The 2,364-nt window shown below is 67.6% G+C and carries 3 protein-coding genes; all 3 read right to left on the bottom strand.

What is annotated here, in order from left to right:
- A partial coding sequence (locus AC1DYI_RS32945) for an extracellular solute-binding protein (protein WP_477208321.1) occupies window positions 1-397 on the bottom strand: 397 nt, incomplete at its 3' end.
- A gap of 28 nt (window positions 398-425) precedes the next feature.
- Window positions 426-1,337 (bottom strand): N-carbamoylputrescine amidase, encoded by a 912-nt coding sequence (gene aguB, locus AC1DYI_RS32940; protein ID WP_477208320.1) that lies wholly within the window; start codon window positions 1,335-1,337, stop codon window positions 426-428.
- Window positions 1,334-2,362, bottom strand: coding sequence for an agmatine deiminase family protein (locus AC1DYI_RS32935; RefSeq protein ID WP_477208319.1), 1,029 nt, complete (start codon window positions 2,360-2,362; stop codon window positions 1,334-1,336). Before AC1DYI_RS32935 ends, aguB begins: the two co-directional genes overlap by 4 nt.
- Between the last annotated feature and the right edge of the window lie 2 nt (window positions 2,363-2,364).

Below are 2,364 nucleotides of genomic sequence, written 5' to 3'. Positions count from 1 at the left end.
CTGCGTAGGTGTTGCCCGGGTCCAGCCGCGCCAGCTGGCTTTCGATCAGCAGATCAAGGTTCTTCAGGTTCGTGATCTGCGCCTTGTCCAGCGGCATCAGCAGCCCGCCGTCGGCCTGCATCTTGGCCCAGCCGGACGACGACATCACGATGTCGTAGCCGGTGCGCCCGGCCACCAGCTTGGCATGCAGCAGCTCGCTCGAATCGAAGGTGTCGTAGCGCACCTTGATGCCGGTCTCCTTCTCGAAGTTGGCGACCGTGTCGGGCGCGATGTAGGACGACCAGTTGTAGAAATTCAGCACCTGCTGCTGTTCGTCTGCAGCCTGTGCGGGGCTGACCCACGCGCAGGCAGCCAATGCGAGCGCGGCCAGGCGGGATGAAAGGGTGTGAATTGACATGCTCGTCCTCGGTACTGCWATGGAAGGATCAGGCAGCGATGTGGCGGCCGTCGCTGGTCAACAGGGTCTGGTACATCTGTGGCCGGCGGTCGCGGAAGAAGCCGAAGCACTGGCGCTCGCGGCGGATCTCGTCGAGGTTGAAGCGCTGCACCAGCACCGTCTCGTCGCTGCGCGAGGCTTCGGCGAGCTTGGCGCCGGTGTGGTCAGCGATGAAGCTGGAGCCGTAGAACGTGGCCGTTAGCGGCTGCTGCTGCGGGTTGCCGTTGCCCAGGCCTGTCTCTCGCCCGATGCGGTTGGCGGCCACCACCGGCACCATGTTGGCGGCGGCGTGGCCTTGCATCGTGCGTTGCCAGTGGCCGGCGGTGTCGTAGTCGGCGTTGTGCGGCTCCGAGCCGATGATGGTCGGGAAGCACATCACCTCGGCGCCCATCAGCGCCATCGAGCGTGCGGTCTCGGGGTACCACTGGTCCCAGCAGATGGCGACGCCGATGCGGCCGAAGCGCGTGTCCCAGACCTTGAAGCCGGTGTCGCCCGGCGTGAAGTAGAACTTCTCGGTGTAGCCCGGCCCGTCGGGAATGTGGGTCTTGCGGTAGACGCCGAGCACGCGGCCGTCGGCATCGGCCACGGCCACCGAGTTGTAGGCCGCGTTGCCGGCGCGCTCGAAGAAGCCGATGGGCAGCACCACGCCCAGCTCGCCCGCCAGGCGCGCAAAGCGGGTGATCTGCGGGTGGCCTTCGGCCGGCAGCGCCAGCTCCAGGTGCTGCACGTTCTGGTCGATGCAGAAATACGGGCTGGTGAACAGCTCAGGGCAGACGATGAGCTGCGCGCCGGCGGCCGCAGCCTGGCGAATCAGGCGCTCGGCGCGGTCGGCGTTGCGCTGCGGGTCCCAGTCGCCCGAGGGCATCTGCACCGCGGCGACGGTGATGTGGCGGTCGGTCATGCGCAGGCTCCTTGGGATGATGCAAATCCCGCTACTTCAAGCTGGTTGCCGAGCATCGGGTGCTGTTGCGTCGAGCAGTGCGTGGCACCGCCGCCGAGCGAGATCGGCGTGATTGGCAGCAGCTCGACGACACGGTCGGGGAAGGCGCGCTGGAACACGAGTCGCGCGTCCTCGTCCTGCGGCACACCGAAGGCGGTGGAGATGACTGCGCCGTTGACCAGGATGTAGTTCGAGTAGATGTCGCAGAAGCGCTCGCTGCCGAAGTTCTCGGCGCCTCGCGGCACCGGCAGATCGAGGATCTCGAAGTGGCGCCCAGTCACGTCGGTGGCCATCGCCAGCGCGCGGCGGTTCTCGCGCATCGCGCGGAAATACTCGCCCTGGTCGGGGTCGGCGGCGTTGAACAGCACGCGGCCCGGTGCGATGAACGAGGCGATGCCGTCGATGTGGCCGTCGGTCTCGGTCTCGTGCATGTTGCCGGGCAGCCAGACGATCTTGTGCACGCCCAGCATGYGGCGCAGCTCGGCCTCGATGTCGCCGCGGGTCATGCCGGGGTTGCGGTTCGGGTTGAGCAGGCAGCTCTCGGTGGTCAGCAGCGTGCCGCGGCCATCGACATGGAAGGCGCCACCTTCGAGCACCATGCGCGAGCGCACCAGCGGCAAGCGCGCCAGCGTGGCGATGTCGTCTGCCAGCCGCGCGCAGCCGTGGTACGGCTTGTACTTCTCGCCCCAGGCGTTGAAGCGGAAGCCCACCGCCATCTGGCTCTCGCGCTCGTCGTTGACGAGCATGATCGGCCCGCAGTCACGCAGCCAGTTGTCTTCGACCGCTAGCGGCACCACGTGCACCGTGGAGCCGCAGTGCGCTTGGGCTTGTTCAGCCAGCGGCGCGTGCGCGGCGACGATGCAGCGCTGGTAGCGCGCGATGCAGCGTGCCAGCACGCCGAAGGCTTCGCAAACCCGCTCGTAGTGCTCGCCCCAGAGCATCTCGCGGTTGGCCAGCACCGGCCAGCCCAGCCAGGTGGCCGCCATCG

Source organism: Ideonella sp. P3_A4 (assembly GCF_056403075.1).
Note: the sequence above shows the minus strand (reverse complement) of the source record. Positions and strands in the feature narration are given on the sequence as shown.

Coding starts and splice junctions, on each gene's coding strand:
- aguB (WP_477208320.1), bottom strand. CDS start 1,337: ATGACCGACCGCCACATCACCGTCGCCGCGGTGCAGATGCCCTCGGGC.